The following is a 25,555-nucleotide window of genomic DNA, read 5'->3' as shown; positions in this document are numbered from 1 at the left end:
TCCGCTTGCTCTGGGCCTAGCGCATGCAGGCGCGGCCCGTCTCCGGATCGCTCGCGCATTGATAGACCCTGATCCAGTCAATCGCGAATTGCGCGGGAAAACTGCTCGCGGCAACCCCCTTGGCGTTGTTTTCTTCCGGCAATCTGCCGCCGACGGCAAGATTAGCCATGACATAGAAGGGCTGGTCGAAGGGCGCCGCGGGATTACCCTTGGCAATTGGCGATGCCGTGTCCCACTGATCTTGCGTGACAGTGAAGTGCACCCGGTCATCGACCAGAAAGCGGATCAGCCCCTCGCCCCATTCGACCGCATAGACGTGGAAGTCGTCCGATGGCAGCGCACCACTTTCAAGCGCCGTCTTGTTGGCCACGAAGCGATTATTCGGCCACAGATCGCCGAAATGCACCGCGCTGATGGTGCGGTTCTCCCCGCGACCGCCCTCGCATTCAGGGCAAGTCGCGCCGATATTGATCGCCTCGAGAATGTCGATCTCGCCCGATAGCGGCCAAGGGCCGTAGGTGTCGTTGTTCTGCATCATCCACACTGCGGGCCACGTGCCCTGCCCGGCCGGCACCTTGGCGCGTACTTCGATCCGCGCATATCGCCAGGCGTGAAGCCCGCGCGTGCGAACCTTGCCCGAGGTGTATGGTTGCGTGAGCACCGGGTTGGGATCGTCGGCCGTCTCAGGCGGACGCGCCGGGCCGGTGAAGCGTTCCTTGCGCGCCTTGAGCAGCAAGAGCCCGCCCTCGACCGCGATGTTATCGGGACGGTCGGTATAGCATTGCCACTCGTTGCTGCCCCCGCCCCAGCAGGATTCCTCGGGGGTCCATTTGGTCCGGTCGAGCGCCTCGCCCTCGAACTCGTCGGCCCAGACCAGTTGCCAGCCGCGCCCATCCAGCGGGGCGAGCGGCTGTTCTTCAGACGGGGGCGTCGCCCCCAAAAGCAGCAGGGCCGCCGTCAGCGTTCCCGCTTTCGGCAGCCCTGTGCGTGTCATCGGCTTGCCCCCGCTCAGAAGTTGAAGCGGGCGATGAAGGTAAAGCGCCGGTCGTTGCGGAACACCGCGCTGATCGGGCGCGTCCCGTCGAAATCGACCAGCGTCGAAAGCTCGGTGGTCTCGTCGAGCAGGTTCACGCCCTGCACGCCCAACTTGATCTGCGGAGTGACGCTGTAGAAGATCGACCCGTCCAGCTGGCCGCCGGCTTCCTGGAAGATCGGCGAGAACGGGAAGAGGTCATCCCGCTGCGTCACCAGGAAGTCGCTGCGCCAGTTGTAGGCGGCGCGCATCGAAAGCGGGCCCTTTTCGTAGAACAGCGTCGCGTTGACGGTGTGCTTCGAAATCCCGGCAAGCGGCAGCTGACCGGCGAAGGGTCCGTTGTTGAGCGGCTGGCCGCTCGAATTGACCGACGGCGAACCGATGCCCGAGATATTGGGGTTCGGGAAATCGCTGCCGTCGACATAGGTATAGGTGAACTGCGAACCCAGCCCGCTGAGCAGCCCCGGCAGGAAGTCGTAGGTCTGCTGATAGGCAAGCTCGACACCCTTGAGCGTGCCCGAAATGTCGTTGGCCGGGCCGTTGATGATCACCTCTTCCTGATCGTTGCCGATCGAGCTCGGATAGATCACGGTGCCCGTACCGGATGTCACGATCCCCTGAATATCCTTCACGAAGAAGGCAGCGGTCAGCGAGCCGACGGCGCTGAAATACCATTCGGCGCTGATGTCGTAGTTCCAGGATTCGGTCGGCCGCAGGTTGCGGTTGCCGGTCGAGACCGCCAGCAGCGGGCCATCGTTCACCCGGCCGCTGAAGCCAAGCACCCCGCCTGCGTTGAACAGGTTGAGATCGGGGCGGCTGATGCCCTTCGACACTGCACCGCGGATGACGACACCGGTGCCCGAATCCCAGCGCACGTTGAAGGACGGCAGGAAGTGATCGAAACTGATGTCGCGCGTGTCGCGGATCACTTCACCCGTGAACAGCGCGGCATAATCGGCGAGGCGCTGTCCGGTCAGCTGGCAATAGGCCCGCTGCGGGATGAAACCGCCGTTGTCGGGAATGCTCGGATCGACCGGCGGGCAGCTGGCAAGGATCTCGGCTACCTGCACGACACCGTCGTTGTTGCCGAAGTTCGGATCGGCATCGAACTGCGCCGGGTCCGGGAAGGCGATCAGCGCGTTATTGCTGACATTGGTGCGGACGTAACGCAGGCCGATATTCCCCGCGAGCGACGATCCGCCGGCGAAATCGGTGCCGAAATCGACGCGCACATAGGCAGCCGAGGTGATTTCGGTGACATCCGAAACCTCCGACGGACAATAGGGATCGCACTGGACCGTCGTACCATCCGGCAGCGTCCGGCTGCGACCGTTGACACCGAGGTTAAAGCTTTCCGGCGACTGGCTGAAGGTGGTGATCTCATCCCATTGCTGATCGGTCACGCCGTCGAGATATTCCCGCAGGAAGTCGTCGCCGCCGTAGAAGTACGCGCCGCCGTTCTGGATCGGCGTGCCGGACTCGCCACGCTGGAAGTTGTCCGCAAAGGGGTTGCGATAGGCCGAGGCATCGGGGAATTCATCGACATAGGCGCCGCCGCCGATCGCAAACTCCTGACCCGGCAGACCGGTGAAGAACCGGCCCGGCTGAAAGCCGCCGGTCGCCGCACAGCCCGGTCCGGCGTTCCACGGGGCGCAGCCCGCGCGGCCCGCCCAAGGCGCCGAGAGGTTGCCCCAGGTGCTGAAGTTGGTGTTGCGGTTGGCGCGGTCGCGCGCCGCCCAGCGTCCGCCGAAGGCCGCCTTGCGGATGAAGCCTTCGTCGCTCACATCATATTCGAAATCGCCCGCGAGGCTGAAGAGCTCGCCGTCATTCCGCTCGCGGCTGTCGAGACCGAACCAGTAATAGGTGTAGAACCCGCTGGTGAAGTAATCCGACGGCGCGCCGACGGGTGCGAGGAACTCGATGTCCGGCGTGCCGCCCGACAGGTCGATCCCGATATCGGCCCAGGTACTGGTCGCACCGAACACCGAATCGCGCGTCAGATCCGATTGAACATATTGCATCTCGACCTTGCCGCGGAACCGGTCGGTGAATTCCATCTGCGCGTCGAGCGAGAGGTCCTGCGTGGTCGACTGGGTGTCGCGCACGAAGCGCAGCGCATCCATCGGAATGCCGCCGAGGCCGAAGGGCGTGGCGTAGGCATTGCCGACGTTCTGCGTGAGAATGCCGCTGACGAAATTGCCGTTCGCGTCGAACTCGTAATTCGTGCCCGCGCGCGGCTGGTTGGTCGACACGCCATCATCGATGCGGCCCAGCAGCGCGAATTCCTCGGTCGCGAAGCTGGTCTCCGAACGCAGGTATTCGAGCGTCAGCAGCAGGTCGCCGTCGAGTGTTTCGAACTGGCCGATCGCCGAGAAGGCCTCACGATCGCGATCCAGCGTCGTCGTGCGGACGTTGGCGAACTGCGGGACAAGCACCGAATTGGGCGGCGGGAAATTGTCGGGGGTGAAGTTGGGTTCATCCCCGAAGCCGCCCGAATTGAGATCGAAAATCCGCGCGCAGCCGCCGCTCAAGTCGGCCGGGCGATAGCAGTAGTCGACGAGCTGCGAGGCGTCGGTGCGGCTCTTGAGCTTGGAATTGGAATAGCTGAACTGCAGGCCGAAGGTGCCCTGCCCCGTCTCGAAGGTGTTCGAGGCGAGGATGTTGAAGGTCGGCGACCATTCCTGCCGCAGATCGCCGTAATTGCCTTCGACCGAGCCCGCCACGTGGAAGCCGGGATTGTCGAGCGGCTTGCGGGTGACGAGGTTGACGAGGCCCGCGATGTGGCCTTCGATCTGGTCGGCGGTGATGTTTTTAAACACTTCCACGCGGCCGACGAGCTCGGGCGAAACATCCTCAAAGCTCAGCGAGCGGCCGCCATTGGCCGAGAAGATGTCGCGGCCGTTGAGCTGCGAACTGACATAGGGAAGGCCGCGGATGATGAGGCCTGTGCCCTCGACCGAGAAACGGGTCGGGTCGGACTGCTTCTCGAAGCGGCCGATGTTGACACCCGGCACGCGCTGAAGCGCCTCGGCGACGGAACGGTCGGGCAGCGCGCCGATGTCTTCAGCGGTGATCACGTCGACCACGGTGTCGGCATTGCGCTTGATATTCTGCGCGTTCTGGAGCGAAGCGCGGAAGCCGGTGACGACGATGTCGGTCGCTTCCCCCTCGACTGCCGTGTCAGCGGTGTCCTGATCGGCCTGATCGGCGTCCTGCGCCATGGCCGGGCTGGCGGCAGCGATGGCAAGCGCCGAAGCCGTGCCAAGTGCGAACAGGCGCCGGGTCGGCGCACGCGATGCGATGTTCATGATGTTTCGTCTCTCCCCACGCCGCGCGACAGATTCATGCCTGACACTGCGGACTGCACGCATCTTCTAGCGTATGTTGAGAGCGTTCTCAAGACTTGTAATCTTGCGTTCATATTGCATTCTGGCAACACATGGCGAGGCAACAACGCCCGCGCCGACATGGCCCGCAGAGGCCCGATTGGGATCGAGGAAAACGTGACAATTGAACGTATTATTATCGTCGGCGGGGGAACGGCGGGATGGATGGCAGCCGCTGCCCTGTCGCGTATCAAGCGCGGTCGGCCTGTGGAAATCGCACTGATCGAATCCGAAAGCATCGGCACGGTCGGCGTCGGCGAGGCGACGATTCCGCCCTTCGTCGGCTTCAACGAGCTGATCGGCATCAACGAAGCCGAAATGCTGGCGGCAGTCGGCGGCACCTTCAAGCTGGGCATCCAGTTCGAAAACTGGGGCAAGCTGGGCGAAAGCTACATCCACCCCTTCGGCGCCTATGGCTACACCATGGGGGGCATCAGCTTCCATCATGTCTGGCATCGGATGCAGGGCGCGGGCGACAAGCGCCCGATCCAGGTCTTCAACCTCGAGACCATGGCCGCCTATTTCGGCAAGTTCGCGCGGAGCCAGGATTTCAAGCGCGATGATCTGCCGCCGGTGAATTACGCCTATCACCTCGATGCGGGCCGGTATGCCGCATTCCTGCGCCAGCTGGCCGAAAGCCGCGGCGTGGTGCGGCATGAGGGCAAGATCGCCGATGTGCAGCTCGATGGGGAAAGTGGCTTCGTCACCGGCGTCACGCTGGACGATGGACGCGCCTTCCGGGGCGATCTGTTCATCGATTGCTCGGGCTTCCGGGGGCTGCTGATCGAGCAGGCGCTCAAGACCGGCTATGACGATTGGAGCCACTACCTGCCCTGCAACCGCGCGGTCGCCCTGCCCTGCAAGCGCGACGACGGCGGCCCGCCCCCGCCCTTCACCCGCGCCACCGCGCACAGCGCGGGCTGGCAATGGCAGGTGCCGCTGCAGCACCGCAACGGCAACGGCCATGTCTATTGCAGCGCCTATATGGAGGACCAACAGGCGCTCGACATCCTGCTCGGCAATATCGCGGGCAAGCCCCAGGCCGAGCCCAACTGGCTGCGCTTCGTCACCGGACGGCGCAAGAAGTTCTGGAACAAGAACGTCGTCGCGCTGGGGCTGGCGGCGGGCTTCATGGAGCCGCTCGAATCCACCTCGATCCATCTCATCAACACCGGGATCGACAAGCTGATCTCGCTGCTGTCGCTGGACGGGATCACGCAGGTGCAGGAGGATACCTTCAATCGCCTGACGGGCCGCGAATATGCCCGCATCCGCGACTTCCTGATCCTCCACTACAATGCCACCAGCCGCGACGATTCCGACTTCTGGAACTATGTCCGCACCATGCCCGTGCCCGACAGTCTGACCGAGAAGGTCGAGCTGTTCCGCGCCAACGGCCAGATCTTCCGCGAGGAGGACGAGCTGTTCACCGAGACCAGCTGGGCGGCGGTGATGATGGGTCAGGGCATCCGGATGGGCGGCCACAACGCGATGGCCGATGCACTCGATGCCGAGCAGACCGCCCGCGAGATTACCGAGATTGAGCAGTCGATCCGCTATCTGGTGCAGCACATGCCCGGGCACGGCGATTACCTCGCCCGCTATTGCCCCGCGCCGATGGCAGCCTGAGCCGGGCCGGGCTTTCTTGACAAAGGCGCGCGGCGCTTGGAAGGGGGCGCGTCGCTTCCACCCTTGCCCCGACCCCACGACCCCCGAGGTTTGCCCGCCCATGACTGACGCTTCCCACGGCTGGACCGCGCTGGTGCTGGCGGGCCAGCGCCCGGGGGTCGATCCGGTGGCGGCGCAATTCGGCATCGAAGCCAAGGCGCTGGTGCCGGTCGCGGGCGAGCTGATGCTGAACCGGGTGCTGATGGCACTCGCCGATGCGCCCGAGGTCGCGCGGATCGTAGTGCTAGCGCAGAACACGCTCATGCTGGCGGGCCACCGCGATCTGGGCTGGGCCGTGGAAGAGAAGCGCATCAGCTTCCGCGTGTCGGGCCCGACGATCAGCGGATCGGTGCTGGCGGCGATCGACGATCCCGCGATCGGCCTGCCGGTGCTGGTGACGACTGCCGACAATGTGATGCTCACCCCTGCCACCATCGCCGAATTCGTGGCTGGGGCAGGCGCGAGCGACGTGTCGGTCGGCATGGTCGAGCGCAAGCGGCTCGAAGCGGCGGTTGGGCCCAACCGGCGCACCTGGCTGACCTTTCGGGGCGGGGCCTATACCGGCGCCAACCTGTTCGCGCTGACCGGCCCCGGCGCGAGGAATGCGCTCACTTTCTGGGAGCGGGTCGAACAGGACCGCAAGTCGGTGCTGCGCCTCGCCGCGCATTTCGGCCCGGCGCTGATGATGAAGCTGCTGCTGCGGCGTATGACGGTGCAAGAGGCGCTGGCCGCGGCGGGCCGCAAGCTGGGTGCCACCGCCGCGCCGGTGCTGCTCAGCGACGGGCGCATGGGGGTCGATGTCGACAAGGTCGAGGATCACGTCCTCGCCGAACGACTGCTCAAGGGCCCGCGCTGAGGATGCAGCGCATCGCTCTCTACGATCTCGACCGCACGGTGACGCGCGCGCCGACCTTCACGCCGTTTCTGGTGCACATGGCGGCGCGCGGCACGGGTCTGCGGCTACTGGCCCTGCCGCTGTGGATGCTGGCGATGCTGGGCTACAAGGCGAAGCTCTATGGGCGCGAGGCGCTGAAACGGTTCGGCCTCGCCCTGCTGGTAGGGCGCGTGGTGACGGACCCCGCGCTCCAGCCGCGCATCGACGCTTTTGTCGCGCGGCAGCTGGCGCACAATATCCAGCCCGGCGCGCGCGCGCAGATCGCCGCCGACCGGGCGGCGGGCGTGCGGCTCGTCCTCGTCACCGCCGCGCCGGAAATCTATGCCGAGGCTATGGCCGCAGGTCTCGGCTTCGACGCCTGCATCGCCACCCGCCACCGGCGCGATGCGCGCGGGCACCTGCTCGCCGCGATCGACGGCGCGAACAATTATGGCGCACGCAAGGTCGCGCGGGTGGAGGAGTGGCTCGCCGCCGAGGGGCTGACCAGAGGCGATGTCCACCTCACCGCCTATACCGACCACGCCAGCGACGCGCCGATCCTCGATTTCGCGGACGAGGCCGTGCTGGTCGGCCGCTATGCCAAGCCCCGGACAGGCTGGGCCAGCGCCGACTGGAGCACGGCATGAAGCGCATCTGCTTCCTGTTCAACCACGATCAGACCCATCAGGTCGCCCACGCCCTCCCCATCGCGCTGGCGCTGGCGGCGCGGGGGGAGCACCGCATCATGCTCGCCTATGCGCGCGACGCCATCCGCCGGGAGATCGAACGGCAGGCCGATCCGGCGCTGCTGGCGCGGGTGGAGCTTGTGCAGCTTGACCTCAAACGCGGCGCATCGCAGGCGCTGGCGGGGGTGCTCGAACGGCTGGTGCCCGCCACCAAACTGCTGATCTACCGCGACAACCTCGATTTCTTCCGAAGCTTCGATGCGGTGGTGGTGTCGGAGAAGACCACGCTGCTGCTCAAGACCCGCTACGGGCTGGACAACGTGAAGCTCATCCACACCCGCCACGGCGCGGGCGATCGGGCGATCGGGTTCAACCCCGAAAGCGCGCAGTTCGATCTGGTGCTGGTCTCCGGCCCCAAGATTCGCGACCGGCTGATCGCGGATGCGGGATTGACGCCGGAACAGATCGCGCTGGTGGGCTATCCCAAGTTCGATCTTTGCGCCAACAACCGCTTCCAAGACAGCTTCCCTGCGCCCGAGCGGCCCACGGTGATCTACAACCCCCACCCCTCGCCCAAGCTGTCGAGCTGGTTCAAGCACGGCGCGGCGGTGCTTGAGGCCTTTCGCGGGCAGGATCGCTACAACCTGATCTTCGCGCCCCATGTGATGCTGTTCGAGCGCAAATGGGTGGTGACGCTCGACCCGCCCAGCCTTGCCCGGGTCGAGCCCCCCGGCCCGGAATACGCTTGCGAGCCGCGCATCCATATCGACACCGGCAGCGCGGCCAGCAGCGACATGAGCTACACCAACCGCGCCGACATCTACCTCGGCGATGTCAGCAGCCAGGTCTACGAATTCCTGCGCGTGCCCCGGCCCTGCCTGTTCCTCAACAGCCATGGCGTGGACTGGCAGGGCGATCCCAACTACCTGCACTGGCAGGCCGGCCCGATACTGGAGAGCGCCGCCGGGCTGCTCGATGCGATAGATGCTGCCATCGCGGAGCAACCGCGCTATGCGCCGGTGCAGCAGGCGCTGATCGATGCGACCTTCTCGCTCTCCGGCCGCCCCTCGGCCGAGCGGGCGGCGGATGCGATCGGCGCATTTCTCGAAGGAACAGGCACCCGTGGCTAGTCTCGCAGCTTTCTGGCGCTACGGCGTGGTCAAGACCCTGCGCAAGTGGAAGGCCGCCGCGCTCTCGCCCGTGCTGGCCGCGCGCGGGGAGGCGGCGGTGCGCTCAAGCTACGGCGTGCTGATGGTGCCCAACTGGCAGGACACGACCTTCCGCTATTGCATCTTCGGCACCTATGGGCGCGATCTGGCCGATCTGCTGCTGGGCCAAAGCGAGGACTTCGTCTTCGTCGATATCGGCGCCAATCAGGGGCTCTATTCGCTGATCGCCGCGCAGAACCCCCGGTGCCGCAAGATCATCGCCTTCGAGCCGGTGCCCGCCACCCACGCGCGCCTCGCCGCCAACGTTGCGCTGAATGGCGGGGCGGAGCGGACGGTGTTGCACCCGCTCGCCATCGCGGACTCTGTTGGCGAAGTGACCATCAGCGTTGCCGAGGGGCACACCGGGACGGCCACGCTGGCCGGGCGCGAGGAGGGCACACCTTCGGGAGGCGGCGTGACCATCCAGACCATCGATGCACCCATGCTCGATCCGCTACTGGCAGGCGAACTCCCGATGTTCGTCAAGATCGACGTCGAGGGGCTGGAAGCGGTGGTGATCGCCGAGCTCGCCAAGACAGCCAGCTTCGCCCGCGTCGCGGCAATCTTCTACGAGGTCGACGACCGCTGGGCGAGCGCGGGCGAAATCGAGGCCTTGCTGCGGGCCTCAGGCTTCACCCGTTTCGCCAAATATGGGCGCGGGCACCACTACGACGTGCTGGCGACTCGCGCCTGACACACCGCCTCGGCGAGCGTCCGACCTGACAGCCACGCACCCTCGACCCGCGGGGAATGCAGGTAGTCCCCGGCGATCCCGATCCCCAACACCGGATCGAACCGCGCGCCCTCACCCCGGAGGGCTTCGGGCAGGGCGTAGAGCCAGCGGTGCGCGTCGCAATGCTGCGGAATGGCGGGCGCGATGCCGGTGGCGGCGAAGAAATCGGCGAGCAGGGCCTTGGCGGCTTCATCCTTGGGCAAGTCGATCAGTTCGCCGCTGCGCGCGGGACTAGCGTGGATCACCCAGGTCTCCGCGCCGCTGCGCCCCGGCTTGGCCGAATTGCGCGCCGCCCAGCTGACGGCTGCGCTGTCGGAGCGGAAGGTGTCGGGCTTATAGGTCAGCGGCGCGTCGAACGCCGCCATCGCCGCCCAGCACGGCGCGGAGGTCACACCCGCCGGCAGCGCGGCGAGATCAGGGGCAACTTCGGCCAGCAGCACGGCGGCCTGCTCGGCAGGGACGGCGACCAGCACGGTGGCGGCGGTAAAAACCTGCTCGCCCGCCGTGACCCGCCAGCCCGCGCCGTCACGCTGCAACCGTTCGGCCCGCAGACTCCAGCGCACGTCGAGCGCGCCCGCCATCGCCTTGACGCAGGCGTTCATCCCCGGCGTGCCCACCCACGCATCCTCACCCGCAGCAGGCCAGCGCGCGGCGACGCCCGCCTCTTCCCATGCCGCGACCGCCGTCTGAAAAGCGGGATCGCGCGCGGTGAAATATTGCGCGCCGTGGTCAAAGCTTACTGGCTGGCCCGCGATCTCCACCCGCCGCGCCGCCATCCGCCCGCCGGGGCCGCGGCCCTTGTCGAGCACGATGATCCGCGCGCCGGTTGCGGCAAGCGCAGTCCCGGCGGAAAGCCCCGCCATGCCGCCGCCGATGATGAGAATGTCAGCCAAAATATCCGAATGTCCATCCATCCCGCGCCAACGCACGGGAGCGCCGGAGGTTTCGGGCCAAATCGCCTCAGGGCGCCGAACGCGGCGGACGGGATTCGGCGAGCACCAGCGAAAACCGCTTCGCTTCGTCGGTCCAGCGCGCGCGCGGTTCCCATCCGCCCGCCGCAAGCAGCTGCTGCGAGGAGCGCTTGGTGAACTTGTGGCTGTTCTCGGTATGAATGCTTTCGCCCGCGCGCATCGCAAAGCGTTGGCCGCTGACGGTGAAGCTCACATCCTCACGCGCCACCAGATGCATCTCGATCCGGGCGAAGGGATCGTTCCAGCGCGCCTCATGTGCGAAGCTGGCGACCGGGATGTCCGCATCAAGTTCGCGGTTGATCCGCTCCAGCAGATTGAGGTTGAAGCGCGCGGTCACGCCCGCGGCATCATCATAGGCGGCGAGCAGCACGTCCTCGTCCTTCACCAGATCCATGCCGATCAGCAGCAAGGCGCTCTCGCCCAATGTCTCGCGCATCGAGCGCAGCAGATCGGTCGCGGTGCGGGCGATCATGTTGCCGATAGTGGAGCCGGGGAAGAACCCGAGCTTGGGCAGGTCGGCGACCTCGGCGGGCAATTCGACCCGGCGCATGAAATCAGCCTCGACCGGCAGGACCGGCAGGCCCGGAAACTTCTCCGCCAACGCCGCCGAAGATGCGCGCAGGAAGTCTCCGGCAATATCGAGCGGCACATAGGCCGAGGGCGCAATCGCCGAGAGCAGCAGCGGCGTCTTGACCGAGGAGCCCGAGCCGAACTCCACTACTGCCCGGCCCGGCCCAATCAGATCGGCGATTGCGGCCGAATGCTGTGTCAGGATCTCGGTTTCGGCGCGGGTCGGGTAATATTCGGGCTGCTGCGTGATATCCTCGAACAGCTGCGAGCCTTCGTCGTCGTAGAACCAGCGCGCGGGGATCGCCTTCTGCGGCTCGGCAAGGCCGGCGAGCACGTCGGCCCGGAAGGCCAGATCGACACCGTCGGCGTCACGGTTGACCAGTTGCAATCCCGGGGCGGTCGTCATCTCAGATATCCTTGGCAAGGCGCAGCCCGGTGAATTGCCAGCGCTGGTGGGGGTAGAAGAAATTGCGGTAGGACGCGCGCGAATGGCCGCGCACCGTGGCGCAGCTCGCCCCGCGCAGCACCACCTGCCCGCTCATGAACTTGCCGTTATATTCGCCCACCGCACCCTCCGGCACGCGGAAGCCGGGGTAAGGCAAATAGGCCGAGCGGGTGAATTGCCAGCTATCACCGAACAGGCCGGGCGAGCCTGCGGGGAGCGGCGGGGCTGCGGCATCGAGCTGGTTGCCCGCTGCGGGATCGTGGCTGGCTGCGATGGTCTCCCACTCGAACTCGGTCGGCAGCCGCGCGCCTGCCCAGGTAGCAAAGGCGTCGGCCTCGAAATAGGAGATGTGGGTGACGGGCGCGTCGGCGTCGCGCTTCTGCCAGCCCTGATGGGTGAAATGCTCGTCCTCCCGCCAGTAGAGCGGCGCGTCGATGCCGTGCTGCTGCACCCATGCCCAGCCATCGGCGAGCCACAGGCGCGCCGTGGTGTAGCCGCCATCGGCGATGAATGCGTCCCACTCGCCATTGGTAACCAGCCGATCGGCGAGCGCGAAGGGTTCGAGCAGAACGCGGTGGCGGGGGCCTTCGTTGTCGAAGGCGAAGCCCTGCCCATCATGGCCGACGCGCGCGATCCCGCCGGGGTGCCTGTGCCATCCCAGAGGTGCGGCGGTCGCGGCAGCGGCAGTGCGGCCCTCCCACATCGCCGGCCCCAGCGGGTTCTGGAACAGGGCGTGCTTGATGTCGGTCAGCAGCAATTCGATGTGCTGCTGTTCATGCGCCACGCCCAGCGCGATCAGATCGGCCAGCGCCGGATCATCCAGCAAGGGCGCCATGGCATCGGTCACCGCCGCGCGCCATTCGAGCACCTCGGCGAGGGTCGGACGCGAGAGCATTCCGCGCGCGTCGCGGGCAATGCGGTCGCCATGGGCTTCGTAATAAGAATTGAACAGGAACGGCCAGTCCTCGCGCCACAGCCGGTAATCCGGCACGTGCTCGCGCAGCACGAAGGTTTCCCAGAACCACGTCGTGTGAGAGAGGTGCCACTTGGCGGGGCTCGCATCGGGCATCGACTGGATGGTCGCGTCGGCATCGCTGAGCGGTGCGACCAGCGCCTCGGTCAGGGCGCGGGTGGCGCGGAAGGCGTCAGCCAGTGGAGCTGCCGCAGGTTCGGCCCGTTGATGTTCGCTGCGCTGCACGTGCTCTCCCGTCGTCGCCCTGCCCAGTTTCGGACAGTGCCTCTCTCCGGTTACAGCGACAAGTCGAAAGCGCCCGCGATGTTCCGCAGGTGCGACGAACAAGCAGGCGGCGTCCGCGCCTTCAGTCCGCCGTCAGGCCGCGTGGCTGACCTCGGCCTCGCGCCCGCCTGCCGCCTCGTTGAGCATTTCCGCCACGAGGAAGGCCAGCTCCAGCGACTGTTCGGCGTTGAGGCGCGGATCGCAATGGGTGTGGTAGCGATCGCCCAGACGTTCCTCGGTAATTGCCACCGCGCCGCCGACGCATTCGGTCACGTCCTGCCCGGTCATCTCGATATGGATGCCGCCGGGGTGTGAGCCTTCGGCGCGGTGGACGGCGAAGAAGCCCTTCACCTCGCGGGTAATGCGGTCAAAGGGGCGCGTCTTGAAGCCGGTGTCGGACTTCACGACATTGCCGTGCATCGGATCGCAGCTCCACACCACCGGGTGCCCTTCGCGCTGCACGGCGCGCACCAGCTTGGGCAAGCCATCCTCGACCTTGTCGTGGCCGAAGCGGCTGATGAGCGTGATGCGCCCCGCTTCGCGCTTGGGGTTGAGATCATCGAGCAGCTTGAGCAGCGCGTCGGGCTCGAGGCTCGGCCCGCACTTCATGCCCAGCGGATTGCCGATCCCGCGCGCATATTCGATATGCGCCGAGCCGGGGAAGCGCGTGCGGTCGCCGATCCAGAGCATGTGCGCAGAGGTCGCATACCAGTCCCCGGTCAGCGAATCCTGCCGGGTCATCGCCTGTTCGTAAGGCAGCAGCAGGCTTTCGTGACTGGTGTAGAAGCTGGTGCCCTTCAATTGCGGCACGGTGCCGGGGTCGATCCCGCAGGCCTCCATGAAGTCGAGCGCTTCGCCGATGCGGTCGGCCATCTCGCTGAACTTTTCGGTCCACGGGGTCCGGCCCATAAAGTCGAGCGTCCACTGGTGGACTTGCCGCAGGTTCGCATAGCCCCCACCCGCAAAGGCGCGCAGCAGGTTGAGCGTTGCAGCGGCCTGCGAATAGGCACGCACCATGCGGGCCGGATCATTGCGGCGGCTGACGGGGTCGAACTCGATCCCGTTGATATTGTCGCCGAGATAGCTCGGCAGAGTGACACCGTCGATCGTCTCGGTCGGGGCCGAACGCGGCTTGGCGAACTGGCCGGCCATGCGCCCCACTTTCACCACCGGGCGCTTGCTGGCGAAGGTCATGACGACCGCCATCTGCAGCAGCACGCGGAAGGTGTCGCGGATGTTGTTGGGGTGGAACTCGGCAAAGCTTTCCGCGCAGTCCCCGCCTTGCAGCAGGAAGCCGTGACCATTGGCCACATCGGCAAGATCGGCCTTGAGCGCGCGCGCCTCTCCCGCGAAGACCAGCGGGGGATAGGATGACAGCGTGCGCTCCGCCTCGGCCAGCTCGGCCGCATCTTCGTAATGCGGCAGGTGGCGCGCTTCGTAAGCCTTCCAGCTTTCCGGGGTCCAGGTCTCGGGCACGGTCATAACTCTTTCAATCGCTTCGGCGCGGCAACCCCCGCGCGGGGGCGCCCGCTACAGGATGGGGGCACGAATTGTAAAGCGGCAATGCCGCTTTGGACAATATTATTTCCCGATCACAGCAAGCCGCCGGATCGATCAGCGCCCCGCCGGCACGGGTTGCGCAGCATTCGCACTCGCCCCGCCAGTCGCCGGCGATGGCGCCGGTCCCTGGGCAAGGGTCTGGCCTTCGGGGATGATCGCCAGTCGGAACGGCGATGTCTTGGCGAAATAGCGATCGGCGAGGAACTGCATGATCTGCGGGCTGGTCTGCGAATAGTCGGACAGCAAGGTGCGCAGCAGCACCACGCGCTGCGGATCGGTGGTCGCGCCTTCGAGGTTGTAGAGCCAGAACTGGTTCCCGGTCGAAGCGCGGCGGATCATCTGGCCAAGCGGCTCGGTCACCCGCGCCAGCTCGTCCGCGGTGGGCGGGTTGGCAGCGAGATCCTTGGCGATGCGGTCCGCCTCGGCGAAGAACACCGGCACGAATTCGGGCTCCAGCTGGGCCAGCGCGGTGATCCGCCCGCCGCTGGCGAGATCGGACGGCCAGTTCGAGAACACCTGCGGCGAATAGCTCGCCCCGGCGCGTTCGCGCAGGGCATCAAGCAGGCGGTTGTTGAACAGCTGGGTGAGAATTTCGAGCTGACGGCTTTCGCGCAAGCTCGCAACCCCGCCCCCGCTTGGCCAGGCGACCACGGCGGCTGCCTGGTTGGCATCGCCGCGATGCGCGACCACCTGCGGCGCTGCGGCAGGGGGCGCGAAGGGCGGCACGCGGGCGGCGACATCGGCGGGGATCGGCTCGCGCGGGGCGAGCGCGCCGAAGGTCAGGCGCAGCTGCTCGATCACCTTGGGCGAATCGAACTCGCCGAACACCAGCACCTCGATCGGACCCTGCTTCAGCAGCGGCTCCCATACTTGGCGGAAGCCTTCAGGCGTCGCCGCCTTGAGCGCGGCCGGATCGGGCGTGGCAAAGCGTTGGTCGCCGCCGGTGACGAGATATTCGAGATCGCGATTGAGAATGCCGCCGGGCGAGGTGGCATAGGTGTTGTAGGCCAGCTCCGCCGCCGCCTTGGCGCGGATCACGGGGTCCTTGTCCCAGCGCGGCATCCCGAGCTTGGCGGCGAAGAGATAGAGCTGGTCGTTGACATCTTCCGACCGGGTCTGCGCGGTGAAGGTGAACACGGCTTCATCGATGGCGAAATCGAAGCCCAGCTTGCGGCCCGTCGCCAGCCGGTCGATCTCGTTCTGGCCCAGCTCGCCCAGCCCCGATCCGACCAGCGCGCCCTGCCCCAGCGAGGCATAGACCGCGCTGTCCTTGTCAAAGGCGCGCCAGCCCGCGCCGAAGCGGACGCGCACGGTGACGCGGCCCGGCTCGGCATCATTGGCCCAGACCAGCGCCTTGACGCCATTAGCGAAATCGACCTGCTCGATCTCGAGCACGCCAAGCGGCCTTTGCTGGACGATGGTGCCCGGCTCGCCCACGGCGGGCAATTCGTCGAAAGAGATCGTCTGCGCGGCGAGGCGCGCGCTGCCGTCGATCTGCGCTTCGCTCGCCAGCGCCAGACGGAGCGCGGCGACATCGGCCTCGCCAGACTCAGGCGTGACATAGACTGAACGGGTGACGGTGCCTTCGAACAGGCCCTGCGTGCGCGCCAGCACCTCTTCGGGCGTCAGGCGCGGTTTCATGCCGCGGAACACGTCGAGCACCACTTGCGGCGCGGCGACGGTTTCGCGGATATCGACCGCGTTGACGAGATTGTCCGCCAACCGCGATCCGGCCTCGACGGTTTCCTGCTCGACGCCGTTGGCGAAGACCACGTCGAACTCGGCCACCTCGCGGTCGATCTCTTCCTGCGTCGGCGGGTTGACGAGAGCATCGGCGATGACGCTGCGCACATCGGCGAGCGCGGCCTGCCAGTCGCCGGTCAGCGGGGCGAAGGTCACGAAAGTCGCATCAGCCGAACGCGAGACGTCTTCCTGCTGCACCTGCGCATAGAGGAAACTGCCGCCACCGCGTGCGCGCGATTCGAGCCGGCGGTTGATGATCGCCTGCGCCACCGCATCGAGCAGCAGGCCTTCATTATAGACGATGGTATCCTCGACCGGACGCCACGGGCGCAGCACGCCGTAGGTGAGGCTGCGCGGCAGATCGGGTTCGACGCCCACCGCCAGCTGCCCGATCGGCGCGGTCGCACCCTCCGGAGTCACGGCATCGGCGGGCGGCAACGGATCGCCGAAATCGGGTGCAACACCCGGCGTGCCGGTGCCCTTCCAATCGCCGAACCACTGTTCGACCAGCCCAGCCAGCACCATCGGATCGGCATCACCCGCGACGATGATGACGGTATTCTCGGGGCGATACCAGCGCTCGTAGAAGGCCTTCACGCCCTTGCCGTCGGCGGCCCGGAGCGTTTCGTCGGTGCCGATCGGGCTGCGCGTCGCAAGCCGCTGTCCGGCAAAGAAGGTCTGCCGGGTCAGCTCCGCCATGCGCTGGCCCGCCCCGCCACGCTCGCGCTTCTCGGCGAGCACGATCGGGCGTTCGGCGGCGACATTGGCATCGTTCAGCACCGGCTCGCGGATCATGCCCGACAGGAGCTTGAAGCTTTCGGAGAGCTTGGCCTGATCGATGTTCGGGATGTCGAGCTTGTAGGCAGTGTGGGTCGGCGTGGTCTCGGCATTGGCATCGCTGCCGAAGGTCGCGCCCAGCCGTTGCCAGGCGCTGATCGCCTCGGCTTGCCCCAGGTACTTGCTCTCGCGGAACAGCAGGTGTTCGAGCAGGTGGGCATAGCCCTGTTCGGCGTCGGTCTCGTGCAGCGAACCGGCGTCGATCCGCACTCTGATCGAGACCTGACGCGGCGGAACGCCGTTGCGGCGCACGGCATAGCGCAGCCCATTGGGCATTTCGCCGAAGACCCACTTCGCATCGACCGGCACATCCGAGCCGCGATAGAGCCACGGCACTTCGCCATTGGTTTGCACAAACTTCGGCGCAGGCACCGGGGCGGGCGCAGGCGTTTCCGCCGGGGCCGGTTGCGGGGCGGCGTTCTGCTGGGCGACCAGCGGCTGCACCAGCGCAAGCGGAGCGAGCAGGAAGGCGAAAGCGCGGGCCGCGCGGGAAATCGACGTCATGGGCTGCTTATAGGGCGGGGAAACGTGAAGCGATAGTGAATGTATCCCCGCCGCAGCCATCGGCCCTGTTCTGCGCCCTTCCCATCGACTTTGCGCGCTTGAAATCCGACAAAATCGGTCTTAAATGCAGCCCCATGTTCATCGAAACCGAAACCACCCCCAACCCCGCCGCGCTCAAATTCCTGCCGGGGCAGACCGTCATGGCCGCAGGCAGCCGCGAATTCGCGTCGCCCGAGGCTGCCGAGGCAAGCCCGCTGGCGCAGGCGATCTTCGATACGGGCGAGGTGGTGAACGTGTTCTTCGGCGCCGATTTCGTCAGCGTCACCGCAGCGCCCGGCGCGGACTGGAGCGCGCTGAGGCCGCAGGTGATTGCGATCCTGCTCGATCATTTCGTCTCGGAAGCGCCCTTGTTTACCGCGCCGAGTGGCAACGGCATCGCCGTCCCCCCCGAAGACGAAGCCGTGGTGGAAGAGCGTCCCGAAGACGCCGAGATCATCGCCGCGATCAACGAGTTGCTCGAAACCCGCGTGCGCCCGGCGGTGGCCGGCGACGGCGGCGACATCGCCTACCGCGGCTTTCGCGACGGGGTGGTCTATCTCACGCTGCAAGGCTCATGCTCGGGCTGCCCGTCGAGCACCGCGACCTTGAAGCACGGGATCGAGGGCCTGTTGAAACATTATGTGCCCGAAGTGGTTGAAGTCAGAGCCGCCTGACCTCTCTTCAAAGCAACCACGAGGATTACCATGACCACCCAGTTCCACGACCACGTCCTGTCGGACGCGGCGCTCGCTCAGCTGTTCAACGACGCGCGCAGCTACAACGGCTGGCTCGACAAGCCGGTCAGCGACGAACAGCTTCACGCGATCTGGGATCTGATGAAGATGGCGCCGACCTCGGCCAATATGCAGCCGGTGCGGATCGTGTGGGTCAAGTCCGACGAAGCCAGGGCCAAGCTGGTCGAGTGTGTGTCCGACGGCAACAAAGACAAGGTCGCCGCCGCGCCGGTGACCGCAGTGATCGGCTACGACATCGATTTCCATGAGGAACTGCCCTGGCTGTTCCCGCACACCGACGCCAAGAGCTGGTTCGAGGGTGACGAGGAAGGCCGCAAGGAAGGCGCGTTCCGCAACTCTTCCTTGCAAGGCGCCTACCTGATGCTGGCCGCACGCGCGGTGGGGCTCGATTGCGGGCCGATGTCGGGGTTCGACAAGGATGCGGTCAACGAAGCCTTCTTCGCCGATGCGCCGCGCCACCGGGTCAACTTCATCTGCTCAGTCGGCTATGGCGACCCCGAGAGCATTTTCGATCGCAGCCCGCGCCCAGACTTCGACCGCTTCAACCGCATCGCCTGAGCCCGCCACAGACCGCTTGCACCCGGCCGCGCGCTGAGGCAGGGCGCGGGCATGCGGACACTGGCGATCGAAACCGCTTCCGAGGCGTGCAGCATCGCCCTGTTCGAGGGCGATACGCTGATCGCGCGCGACCACCGCGTGCTGGGGCGCGGCCATGCCGAGGCGCTGGTGCCGATGATCGCAGCCCTGCCCGACAAGGGCCGGAGCGAGCGCATCCTCGTCAGCCTCGGCCCCGGCAGCTTTACCGGCGTCCGGATCGGCCTTGCGACCGCGCGGGCGCTGGGCTTTGCGTGGGGAGCCGAAGTGCTGGGCTACCCCACCCTCGCCCTGATCGCCGCGCAGGCGCGCGCTGTGCATCCGGGATCGGAGGTGACGGTGTGCGTCAACGGCGGTCATGGCGAGTGGTTCGTGCAGGATTTCGGCGCCGATGGCCAGGCGCAAGGCGCGGTCGCCTCGCTCGCGCCCGCTGCGGCTGCGGCGCGCCCGCTCGCGGCGGTGATTGCCGGCAGCCGCGCCGCAGAGCTGGCCGCGCTGGTCGGTGAACAAGGGCGCACTGTCCTGCCGCTGCTGCCCGAAGCCGCTGCCGTGCCGCTCGGCGATCCTGCGCTCTTCACCCCCGCGCTCACCCCGATCTATGGCCGCGGCGCCGACGCCACCCCGATGGCCGAGCGGGCGCGCGCGTGAGCGTTTCGGCTGCCACCATCGACCGGATCATGGCGGTGATGGAAGCGGCCTTCGACCCGGCCTTTGGCGAGGCCTGGAACCGGCGGCAGGTGGCCGATGCGCTCGCCATGCCGAGCACCCATGCGCTGGTGGTCGATGCGGAAGGGTTGGTGATCCCCGATGGCCCCGCACGCGCCGCGCCGGCCGGTTTCGTGCTCACCCGCCATGTTCTCGACGAGGAAGAGCTGCTGCTCATCGCCGTCACCCCCGGCGCGCGGCTGCGCGGGGTCGGCACGGCGCTGATCGCGCATCTGTTCGATGCCGCCCGAACCCGCGGTATCACACGGATTTTTCTCGAAATGCGGCGCGGCAATCCAGCTATCCAATTGTATCGCAAGTTCGGTTTCGAACCGATTGGCGAGCGGCGCAACTATTACCGCATGGCCAATGGCGAGCGGATCGACGCGATTACTTTCGCTCGCACAATCTAACCTCGCGCGATTTGTCGCAAAGTGGTGCATTACGCAAAGCAACATGGTTGCCAAAATTGGTTCTCTGGCCCATGGCGCAGTAACCGGCGCAAGTTGAACGCCGCCAGTGAGGAACGCATGCAGGATCTGGAAATCGACATGAAAGAAACGCTTATCACGCTGACCAGCGACATTGTCGCAGCGCATGTCAGCAACAATGATGTGGCTGTGGGTGATCTGCCCAGCCTGATCACCAACGTCTATACGGCGCTCGCCAATCTTGGTGAAACCCCGGTGGTCGAAGAAGCCAAGCCGCAACCGGCCGTGGCGATCCGCAATTCGGTCAAGCCCGATTACATCGTCTGTCTTGAAGACGGCAAGAAGCTGAAGATGCTCAAGCGCTATCTTCGCACCAATTACGACATGACCCCCGAAGAATACCGCGCGCGGTGGGGCTTGCCGACCGATTATCCGATGGTCGCGCCCAACTATGCCGAAAAGCGCCGCGATCTGGCGAAGAAGATCGGTCTGGGCCGCAAGCCCGGCACCACGGTGGCGCCCAAGGCCCGCCGCGCCAAGAAGACCGCCTGATTTTAGCCCGGCGGGTCGCAAACGCCGCCCCTGTTGAGAGGGTGGCAAGCCGCCTTGAGCAAGCCGCCTCGTCCCTGTAGGGATGAGGCGGCTTTGCTTTTGGGCGATCGCACCGACACCGGGCGACGCGCTTGGCGATGGAGTGTTCCTTGACCCAGAAGATCGATCTCGAACAGCTGTGCGCGGAAAAAGGCCTGCGCATCACCGAACAGCGCCGCGTCATCGCCAAGGTGCTGTCGGAAAGCGACGACCACCCCGATGTCGAACTGCTCCACAGCCGCGCGGTCGCGGTCGATCCGCGCATCTCGATTGCCACGGTCTACCGCACCGTGCGCCTCTTCGAGGAAGCAGGCATCCTCGACCGCCACGATTTCGGCGACGGGCGCTCGCGCTATGAACCCGTGCCCGAGGCGCACCACGATCACCTGATCGATGTCGAGACCGGCAAGGTGGTCGAATTCGTCGATCCGGAAGTCGAAGCGCTGCAACGCCAGATCGCCGAGCGGCTGGGCTACCGCCTGGTCGATCACCGCATGGAGCTCTACGGCGTCCGCTTGTCGCGCAATGACTGACGCCGCCCGATGAAGGATGCAGAACTGCGCGCGGCTGCCGCGCGGGGGGAGGACACGCCGGTCTCGGCCATGGGCTGGGTGCGGCTGGGGCTGCGGGCGCTGACCCTGATCGCGCTGATCATCGTCTTCGTGCCGCTCCACTACCTCTACCGCGCGCTGTCTTACGGCTCGCCCTTCCCGATGCTGTTCCTGCGCTATGCCGCGCGGGTGTGCGGGGCGAAGGTAGAGGTGATCGGCACGCACCTGAGGCGCGACGTATTCTTCGTCGCCAACCACCTGTCGTGGATCGACATTCTCGCGCTCGCCGGGGCGAGCGGCACGGCCTTCGTCGCCAAGGCCGAACTGGCGCAGGCGCCGGTGGTCGGCTGGCTCGCCAGCCTCAACCGCACGGTCTTCGTCAAGCGCGAGCACCGCATGGGCGTGGCCGAGCAGATCAACGCCCTGAAGGACGCGCTGGCCGACAACTGGTCGGTCACGGTTTTCCCCGAAGGCACCACCACCGACGGGCAATCGCTGCTGCCGTTCAAGACCTCGATGCTCTCGGTGCTCGAGCCCCCGCCGCCCGGCGTACTCGTCCAGCCGGTGATCCTCGATTATGGCCCGGTTGCCGAATGGATCGGCTGGGTCGGCAACGAAAGCGGCCTCAACAACGCCAAGCGCGTGCTGGCGCGCAAGGGGACGTTCAAGGTGCGGCTGCACTATCTCGAGCCCTTTTCGCCAGAGGACTTCCGCGGGCGCAAGGCGATCGGCCAGGAATCGCGCCGCCGGATCGAGGAGGCGCTGATCGCAATCCTCGGCAAGCCGCTGCGCCCGTTCGAATATGCGGTCGCCCCGGTGCGCTACGAGCCCAAGAACGAAGATCAGGCGGGGGGTTAGAGCCCCGCGCGCACCAGCCAGTCGTGGAAGATGCGCACCGGGCGGCTTTCCAGCGCCACCGGCTTGCACACGAACCAGTAGCTATAGGGGCTCTCCACCGGCTTGCCTGGCAGGTTGGTGAGGCGGTTGTCGTTGGCGCGGCGCAGGTGATCGTCGTGCATGATCGCAACGCCGAGGCCCTGCGCGGCGGCCTCCAGCATCAGCGCGCCCGAATCGTAATGGTCGATCGCCGCCGGGTCCATCTGTTCGAGCCCGTTGGCCTTCTTCCACGCGACGAAGCTTTCCGGCAGTTCGTTGTGGATCAGGAAAGTCTGCTTGGCCATCGCCTCGGGCGTGATGTCCGGGCCGATATTGCGGGCGGTGTCCTTGGAGCAGATCGCGTGAACCAGATTGTGGTCGAGCCGCACCGCGTGCAGCCCGCTCGCAGGTCCGCGTGAAAGGATGATCGCCGCATCGAGCGTATCGCCTACCCGGTCTTCCAGATGCGGGGCGGTGTCGATGTCGATGTGGAGCAGCGGGTGGCGCTTGCGCAGCTCGCCCAGCCGCGGGAACAGGCGCTGGCTGCCGAACATCGGCAGCACGCCCAGCCGCAGCCGCAGCAGCGCGATATTGTCCGACTGGCTCTCCACCGCGCGGGCGAGCGCTTCCATGTGCGGATTGACCGCCTCGTAGAAGGCCTGCCCTTCATCGGTCAGCTGCATCGATTGGCGCGCGCGGGTGAACAGCTTCTTGCCGACGAATTCCTCAAGATTGCTGATCCGCCGCGACAGGGCCGAAGGGCTGAGGCCGATCTCCTCCGCCGCCGCGCGTGCCGAACCCAGACGCACAGTGCGCATGAAGGCTTCCAGAGCGCGCAGAGGGGGCAGGCGACGTGCAGGCATGGTCTCTCTCCTTGGTGAGAGCAGATACGCCTGACAAGCCGAATGGATGCAAAAAATCGAAGAAAAAATACGTATGGGGCAAAAAAGTTGCGCCTATTGCACGTCGTCCTCGGTCGGTGGGGGGTGCAGACGCAGGCGCGTGACATGGGTTTCATCGCCCGCTGTGACTTCAATTCGCCAGCCGCTCGGATGTTCCAGCACCGTGCCGACCGGCGGCACCGCCTCGGCCAGCACGAAGGCGAGACCGCCCAAGGTATCGACGCTCTCGGCAACTTCGGCGAGGCGCGGGTCGATTTTCTCGGCGATGTCGTCGAGCTCGGCGCGCGCGTCGCAATCCCACATGCCTTCGCCGATCGGGGTGATCAGCTCGGGCGGGGCATCGTCATGCTCGTCCTCGATATCGCCGACGATTTCCTCGACCAGATCCTCGATCGTGATGAGGCCATCCGTGCCCGAGAACTCGTCGAGCACGATGGCAAGATGCACGCGCTGCGTGCGCATGTCGGCGAGCACATCGAGCGCCCCACGCGCCTGCGGCACATAGAGCGGTTGGCGCATCAATGTCGTCCAGTCGGCGGGCGGCGGCGTGCCGTTGGCGAGATATGGGAAGATGTCCTTGATGTGGATCATCCCGATCACGCTATCGAGCGTCTCGCGATAGACCGGCATGCGCGAATGGCCGTGTTCGGAGAAGGCGGCGACCATCTCTTCCCAGCTGATCGCGGCATCGACCGCGATGATCTCGCCGCGCGGCACGGCAACGTCATCGGCATCGTGTTCGGAGAAATGGAGCAGGTTGCGCAGCATCTGCCGCTCCACCCGCGACAGATCGCCGCCGGGGCTGGCGCGCTCGTCACCGCCCTCGGGGCCGCTGCCGTCCTCGTGCTCGTCGATCGCCTCTTCGAGCTGTTCGCGCAGGGACCGCGCGGCCTCGAACCCGAGGATCTTGCGAAGCGCAGGCCAAAGCCCGCTGCTACTGTCCGCCTCTCCCGACGGGGAGGCGGGCGAATGGGAATCGGCCATGGCCTTGTGAGTGGCTCCTGTTGCTACCTGTCGCCATATGGGTCAGCGATGCCCAGTTTGGCAAGTATGGCGGTTTCCAGCGCCTCCATGGCCTCGGCCTGTTCGTCGGAATCGACATGGTCGTGGCCGGCGAGGTGGAGCAGGCCGTGGACGATGAGGTGGGTCGCATGGGCTTCGAGGGTGATGCCCTTTTCCGAAGCTTCGCGGGCGCAGGTTTCATAAGCCAGCGCGATGTCGCCGAGCATTTCGGGCGGGCCTTCCGGGGCGAGGACCTTCAGTTCCTCGCGTTCGAGCATCGGGAAGCTCAGCACATTGGTCGGCTTGTCCCGCTCGCGCCATTCGCGGTTAAGGGTGTGGACTTCGGCATCCGAGGTGAACAGCACACTCGCCACAAGGCGCGGATTGGCGAGCAGCGGCTCACCCTCGTCAGCCACCGCAGCGGCGCGCGTGGCGAGTGCTTCCCAGTTGCCTGCGGGCCAGTCTTCGATGTCGATGTCAAGCTGCATGGGTCGCGCCCTTAGCGCGGTTCCTTCATCCAAGGAACCGGCCTGAACGCATCAACCCAGCCCGTCGCCCCGTGCTTGACACGGGGTGACTAAAAACTGGGAAGAGGTGTTATCCCCCCTCCCCCTCGCCGTTGCCCTCATAGGCCTCGACGATCCGCCCCACGATCGGGTGGCGCACCACGTCTGCGGCGGTGAAGCGGATCGTGCCGAAGCCCTCCACCCCCTCCAGCCGCGAGACCGCATCGTTGAGGCCGCTCATGTTCGGGCCGCCCGGAATGTCGACCTGCCGCGGGTCGCCGCAGATCACCATCCGGCTGTTCTGGCCGAAGCGGGTGAGGAACATCTTCATCTGCTCGCGCGTGGTGTTCTGCGCCTCGTCTAGGATGATGAAGCTGTCGGCCAGCGTGCGCCCGCGCATGAAGGCGATGGGCGCGATCTCGATCTCGCCATTGGCCAGCCGCCGCTCGACCTGTTCGGGCGGCATGCAGTCGTTCAGCGCATCGTAGAGCGGGCGCAGATAGGGATCGACCTTCTCCTTCATGTCGCCGGGGAGGAAGCCGAGCTTCTCCCCCGCTTCGACCGCCGGGCGCGAGAGGATCAGGCGCTGCACGCTTCCGGTGATCAGCTGGCTGACCGCCTGCGCCACCGCGATATAGGTCTTGCCGGTGCCTGCCGGGCCCAATGCGAAGATGATGTCGTCCTTGGCAAGGCTGCGCATGTACTCGATCTGCGTCGCCGAGCGCGGCACGATGGTTTTCTTGCGCGTGCGGATCATGATCGGCGGCGCGCCCTGATCGCCCGCGATGATCCCTTCCAGCGTCGGTTCGGCCGACATGGCGATCATCGATTCGATCGCCCCGCTGTCGAGCGCCTCGCCGCGCGCCAACCGGTCATACATGGTCTTCAAGGTTTCGCGGGCGCGGGCGACATCGTCCTCCGGCCCTTCGATCACCACCTGATGGCCGCGCGCGTGGATATAGACCCCGAGCCGGTTTTCGACCTGCACCAGATTGGCGTCGAACTGCCCGAACAGGGGCCCCAGCAGGGCCTGATTCTCGAAGGTCAGATCGACACGCGCGCGCCGCTGTTCAGGGATGCCGCGCGGATCGGGCGAGAGCGCCGGGTGTCCGGCACGGGAGGGTCGTCGGCCCATAGGTTCCTTTGGT

Annotated in this window: 23 protein-coding genes; 12 read left to right on the top strand and 11 right to left on the bottom strand. The window is 66.2% G+C overall.

Annotated elements, in window-relative coordinates:
• Positions 1-16: 16 nt before the first annotated feature.
• A complete protein-coding gene (locus BZF59_RS15100; RefSeq protein WP_086609041.1) occupies positions 17-994 on the bottom strand; it encodes a glycoside hydrolase family 16 protein in 978 nt (325 codons plus the stop codon).
• Positions 995-1,008: 14 nt separating this feature from the next.
• Positions 1,009-4,341, bottom strand: a complete 3,333-nt coding sequence (locus BZF59_RS15095) for a TonB-dependent receptor (RefSeq protein WP_086609040.1) — start codon at positions 4,339-4,341, stop codon at positions 1,009-1,011.
• Positions 4,342-4,500: 159 nt separating this feature from the next.
• Here BZF59_RS15095 and BZF59_RS15090 point away from each other — a divergent pair, with 159 nt between their 5' ends.
• The 5 genes from BZF59_RS15090 to BZF59_RS15070 all read left to right on the top strand — a co-directional run bounded on the left by BZF59_RS15090 (position 4,501) and on the right by BZF59_RS15070 (position 9,549).
• The gene (locus BZF59_RS15090; protein ID WP_086609253.1) at positions 4,501-6,048 is read left to right on the top strand and encodes a tryptophan halogenase family protein; all 1,548 of its coding nucleotides are present in this window, start codon (positions 4,501-4,503) and stop codon (positions 6,046-6,048) included.
• 100 nt (positions 6,049-6,148) lie between these two features.
• Complete coding sequence (locus BZF59_RS15085; protein ID WP_086609039.1) at positions 6,149-6,943, top strand: NTP transferase domain-containing protein; 795 nt, start codon at positions 6,149-6,151, stop codon at positions 6,941-6,943.
• Positions 6,944-6,945: 2 nt separating this feature from the next.
• Positions 6,946-7,608, top strand: coding sequence for an HAD family hydrolase (locus BZF59_RS15080; protein WP_086609038.1), 663 nt, complete (start codon positions 6,946-6,948; stop codon positions 7,606-7,608).
• Entirely contained in the window at positions 7,605-8,777 is a 1,173-nt protein-coding gene (locus tag BZF59_RS15075; protein ID WP_086609037.1) for a hypothetical protein, read from the top strand. The genes BZF59_RS15080 and BZF59_RS15075 overlap by 4 nt, the downstream gene beginning before the upstream one ends.
• On the top strand, positions 8,770-9,549 hold the full coding sequence (locus tag BZF59_RS15070) for an FkbM family methyltransferase (RefSeq protein ID WP_158094337.1): 780 nt from the start codon (positions 8,770-8,772) through the stop codon (positions 9,547-9,549). Before BZF59_RS15075 ends, BZF59_RS15070 begins: the two co-directional genes overlap by 8 nt.
• On the opposite strand, the gene BZF59_RS15065 is transcribed toward BZF59_RS15070, so the two are convergent.
• The 5 genes from BZF59_RS15065 to BZF59_RS15045 all read right to left on the bottom strand — a co-directional run bounded on the left by BZF59_RS15065 (position 9,522) and on the right by BZF59_RS15045 (position 17,455).
• Positions 9,522-10,481, bottom strand: a complete 960-nt coding sequence (locus BZF59_RS15065; protein WP_342744128.1) for an NAD(P)/FAD-dependent oxidoreductase — start codon at positions 10,479-10,481, stop codon at positions 9,522-9,524. The genes BZF59_RS15070 and BZF59_RS15065 overlap by 28 nt on opposite strands.
• A 67-nt stretch (positions 10,482-10,548) precedes the next feature.
• Positions 10,549-11,535 (bottom strand): L-histidine N(alpha)-methyltransferase, encoded by a 987-nt coding sequence (egtD, locus tag BZF59_RS15060; RefSeq protein ID WP_086609034.1) that lies wholly within the window; start codon positions 11,533-11,535, stop codon positions 10,549-10,551.
• A 1-nt stretch (position 11,536) separates the two neighbouring features.
• Positions 11,537-12,772 (bottom strand): ergothioneine biosynthesis protein EgtB, encoded by a 1,236-nt coding sequence (gene egtB, locus BZF59_RS15055; RefSeq protein ID WP_086609033.1) that lies wholly within the window; start codon positions 12,770-12,772, stop codon positions 11,537-11,539.
• A 132-nt stretch (positions 12,773-12,904) separates the two neighbouring features.
• Positions 12,905-14,293: a class II 3-deoxy-7-phosphoheptulonate synthase gene (locus tag BZF59_RS15050; RefSeq protein ID WP_425429583.1), complete on the bottom strand. Its 1,389-nt coding sequence runs from the start codon at positions 14,291-14,293 to the stop codon at positions 12,905-12,907.
• A gap of 132 nt (positions 14,294-14,425) precedes the next feature.
• On the bottom strand, positions 14,426-17,455 hold the full coding sequence (locus tag BZF59_RS15045; RefSeq protein WP_086609032.1) for a M16 family metallopeptidase: 3,030 nt from the start codon (positions 17,453-17,455) through the stop codon (positions 14,426-14,428).
• Positions 17,456-17,589: 134 nt separating this feature from the next.
• Between BZF59_RS15045 and BZF59_RS15040 the strand changes: the two genes are divergently transcribed.
• The 7 genes from BZF59_RS15040 to BZF59_RS15010 all read left to right on the top strand — a co-directional run bounded on the left by BZF59_RS15040 (position 17,590) and on the right by BZF59_RS15010 (position 21,979).
• Positions 17,590-18,168: a NifU family protein gene (locus BZF59_RS15040; RefSeq protein WP_086609031.1), complete on the top strand. Its 579-nt coding sequence runs from the start codon at positions 17,590-17,592 to the stop codon at positions 18,166-18,168.
• A 30-nt stretch (positions 18,169-18,198) separates the two neighbouring features.
• Positions 18,199-18,807 carry a malonic semialdehyde reductase gene (locus tag BZF59_RS15035; RefSeq protein ID WP_086609030.1) on the top strand — a complete coding sequence of 203 codons (609 nt, stop codon included), beginning with the start codon at positions 18,199-18,201 and terminating at the stop codon, positions 18,805-18,807.
• A 51-nt stretch (positions 18,808-18,858) separates the two neighbouring features.
• Positions 18,859-19,491: a tRNA (adenosine(37)-N6)-threonylcarbamoyltransferase complex dimerization subunit type 1 TsaB gene (gene tsaB, locus BZF59_RS15030; RefSeq protein WP_086609029.1), complete on the top strand. Its 633-nt coding sequence runs from the start codon at positions 18,859-18,861 to the stop codon at positions 19,489-19,491.
• A 29-nt stretch (positions 19,492-19,520) separates the two neighbouring features.
• Complete coding sequence (locus BZF59_RS15025) at positions 19,521-19,961, top strand: GNAT family N-acetyltransferase (RefSeq protein ID WP_086609028.1); 441 nt, start codon at positions 19,521-19,523, stop codon at positions 19,959-19,961.
• Positions 19,962-20,078: 117 nt separating this feature from the next.
• Positions 20,079-20,531 carry a Ros/MucR family transcriptional regulator gene (locus BZF59_RS15020; RefSeq protein WP_086609251.1) on the top strand — a complete coding sequence of 151 codons (453 nt, stop codon included), beginning with the start codon at positions 20,079-20,081 and terminating at the stop codon, positions 20,529-20,531.
• Between the two features lie 149 nt (positions 20,532-20,680).
• A complete protein-coding gene (locus tag BZF59_RS15015) occupies positions 20,681-21,103 on the top strand; it encodes a Fur family transcriptional regulator (RefSeq protein ID WP_086609250.1) in 423 nt (140 codons plus the stop codon).
• Between the two features lie 9 nt (positions 21,104-21,112).
• A complete protein-coding gene (locus BZF59_RS15010) occupies positions 21,113-21,979 on the top strand; it encodes a lysophospholipid acyltransferase family protein (RefSeq protein WP_086609027.1) in 867 nt (288 codons plus the stop codon).
• Here BZF59_RS15010 and BZF59_RS15005 read toward each other — a convergent pair.
• From BZF59_RS15005 to BZF59_RS14990, 4 genes are all read right to left on the bottom strand, one after another.
• Positions 21,976-22,860, bottom strand: coding sequence for a LysR substrate-binding domain-containing protein (locus BZF59_RS15005; RefSeq protein WP_086609026.1), 885 nt, complete (start codon positions 22,858-22,860; stop codon positions 21,976-21,978). The two genes, BZF59_RS15010 and BZF59_RS15005, sit on opposite strands and share 4 nt — an antisense overlap.
• A 93-nt stretch (positions 22,861-22,953) precedes the next feature.
• Positions 22,954-23,883 carry a hemolysin family protein gene (locus BZF59_RS15000; protein ID WP_086609025.1) on the bottom strand — a complete coding sequence of 310 codons (930 nt, stop codon included), beginning with the start codon at positions 23,881-23,883 and terminating at the stop codon, positions 22,954-22,956.
• A 23-nt stretch (positions 23,884-23,906) separates the two neighbouring features.
• The gene (gene ybeY, locus BZF59_RS14995) at positions 23,907-24,389 is read right to left on the bottom strand and encodes an rRNA maturation RNase YbeY (RefSeq protein ID WP_086609024.1); all 483 of its coding nucleotides are present in this window, start codon (positions 24,387-24,389) and stop codon (positions 23,907-23,909) included.
• A 109-nt stretch (positions 24,390-24,498) separates the two neighbouring features.
• Positions 24,499-25,542, bottom strand: coding sequence for a PhoH family protein (locus tag BZF59_RS14990; RefSeq protein WP_086609023.1), 1,044 nt, complete (start codon positions 25,540-25,542; stop codon positions 24,499-24,501).
• Positions 25,543-25,555 lie beyond the last annotated feature (13 nt).

The sequence above is a fragment of the Erythrobacter donghaensis genome (assembly GCF_002155425.1).
Taxonomy (GTDB): Bacteria; Pseudomonadota; Alphaproteobacteria; order Sphingomonadales; family Sphingomonadaceae; genus Erythrobacter; species Erythrobacter donghaensis.
This window is presented reverse-complemented; position numbering and strand designations above follow the sequence as displayed.

Excerpts from the sequence above, each read along its gene's own strand:
- BZF59_RS15100 (WP_086609041.1), bottom strand. The coding sequence starts at position 994 with ATGACACGCACAGGGCTGCCGAAAGCGGGAACGCTGACGGCGGCCCTG.
- BZF59_RS15095 (WP_086609040.1), bottom strand. The coding sequence starts at position 4,341 with ATGAACATCGCATCGCGTGCGCCGACCCGGCGCCTGTTCGCACTTGGC.
- BZF59_RS15090 (WP_086609253.1), top strand. The coding sequence starts at position 4,501 with ATGGCCCGCAGAGGCCCGATTGGGATCGAGGAAAACGTGACAATTGAA.
- BZF59_RS15085 (WP_086609039.1), top strand. The coding sequence starts at position 6,149 with ATGACTGACGCTTCCCACGGCTGGACCGCGCTGGTGCTGGCGGGCCAG.
- BZF59_RS15080 (WP_086609038.1), top strand. The coding sequence starts at position 6,946 with ATGCAGCGCATCGCTCTCTACGATCTCGACCGCACGGTGACGCGCGCG.
- BZF59_RS15075 (WP_086609037.1), top strand. The coding sequence starts at position 7,605 with ATGAAGCGCATCTGCTTCCTGTTCAACCACGATCAGACCCATCAGGTC.
- egtD (WP_086609034.1), bottom strand. The coding sequence starts at position 11,535 with ATGACGACCGCCCCGGGATTGCAACTGGTCAACCGTGACGCCGACGGT.
- BZF59_RS15050 (WP_425429583.1), bottom strand. The coding sequence starts at position 14,293 with ATGACCGTGCCCGAGACCTGGACCCCGGAAAGCTGGAAGGCTTACGAA.
- BZF59_RS15045 (WP_086609032.1), bottom strand. The coding sequence starts at position 17,455 with ATGACGTCGATTTCCCGCGCGGCCCGCGCTTTCGCCTTCCTGCTCGCT.
- BZF59_RS15040 (WP_086609031.1), top strand. The coding sequence starts at position 17,590 with ATGTTCATCGAAACCGAAACCACCCCCAACCCCGCCGCGCTCAAATTC.
- BZF59_RS15035 (WP_086609030.1), top strand. The coding sequence starts at position 18,199 with ATGACCACCCAGTTCCACGACCACGTCCTGTCGGACGCGGCGCTCGCT.
- tsaB (WP_086609029.1), top strand. The coding sequence starts at position 18,859 with ATGCGGACACTGGCGATCGAAACCGCTTCCGAGGCGTGCAGCATCGCC.
- BZF59_RS15025 (WP_086609028.1), top strand. The coding sequence starts at position 19,521 with ATGGCGGTGATGGAAGCGGCCTTCGACCCGGCCTTTGGCGAGGCCTGG.
- BZF59_RS15020 (WP_086609251.1), top strand. The coding sequence starts at position 20,079 with ATGCAGGATCTGGAAATCGACATGAAAGAAACGCTTATCACGCTGACC.
- BZF59_RS15010 (WP_086609027.1), top strand. The coding sequence starts at position 21,113 with ATGAAGGATGCAGAACTGCGCGCGGCTGCCGCGCGGGGGGAGGACACG.
- BZF59_RS15005 (WP_086609026.1), bottom strand. The coding sequence starts at position 22,860 with ATGCCTGCACGTCGCCTGCCCCCTCTGCGCGCTCTGGAAGCCTTCATG.
- BZF59_RS15000 (WP_086609025.1), bottom strand. The coding sequence starts at position 23,883 with ATGGCCGATTCCCATTCGCCCGCCTCCCCGTCGGGAGAGGCGGACAGT.
- ybeY (WP_086609024.1), bottom strand. The coding sequence starts at position 24,389 with ATGCAGCTTGACATCGACATCGAAGACTGGCCCGCAGGCAACTGGGAA.
- BZF59_RS14990 (WP_086609023.1), bottom strand. The coding sequence starts at position 25,542 with ATGGGCCGACGACCCTCCCGTGCCGGACACCCGGCGCTCTCGCCCGAT.